This window comes from Mucilaginibacter rubeus (genome assembly GCF_014643835.1).
In the GTDB taxonomy this organism is placed as follows: Bacteria; Bacteroidota; Bacteroidia; order Sphingobacteriales; family Sphingobacteriaceae; genus Mucilaginibacter; species Mucilaginibacter rubeus.
In genome coordinates this window covers 1-610 of sequence record NZ_BMKD01000025.1, presented here as the reverse complement: position 1 = coordinate 610, position 610 = coordinate 1, and the positions used below count along the sequence as shown (strand labels likewise).

Annotated in this window: 1 protein-coding gene; it reads right to left on the bottom strand. The window is 41.1% G+C overall.

The genetic code is table 11. The features are described 5' to 3' along the window. Positions 1 to 243: 243 nt before the first annotated feature. Positions 244 to 610: transposase (locus IEX80_RS27735; RefSeq protein WP_188834833.1), on the bottom strand; the 367-nt coding region annotated here is incomplete at its 5' end.

Here is a 610-nt window from a genome sequence, read left to right as displayed (position 1 = left end):
TTTTCGCCTATGGCTAAGAAAACCTTCACCGATTTTCAATTACGTTAATGCACCGATAAATACCAATCAATCTCCTATAAGCAGACACCATTACGGGCCGCAGCATCGCGTTTAAATTATTTGATAAAATGATAACCGTAGTCTTATACAAAGCAGACACCTCAAAAGGGGCTGCGGATTTCTCATTCCGGTTTATCATCTGATAACAAAACAGATTGTTTTATCCTGCACTTTTGTTGTTTATTATTTCACAACCGCTATTACATACGGGCATTCGTTTTTCATTACATACCGAATCCGGTTAAGCATTTTTTTAGCTATCCTGATGATGGCATTGTTCTTTTTCATCCTTTTACAGTAATTATTATAAGGCATCGTCAAGGCGGGATCTGTACGTACGGCTGTCCAACTGGCTTCAATGAGTTTTTCCCTGAGCTGATGATTGGCCCGCCTGGTCAGACCTGATACTTTTTCTTTATCACCAGTGCTGTGAGTATTGGGCACAAGGCCAACGTAATCGCATAAAGCATCGAACGATTTAAACCTGTTCACATCGCCCACTTCTGTTACAAATAACAAAGCGGTAATCTCGCCCACGCCGGGAATTGTC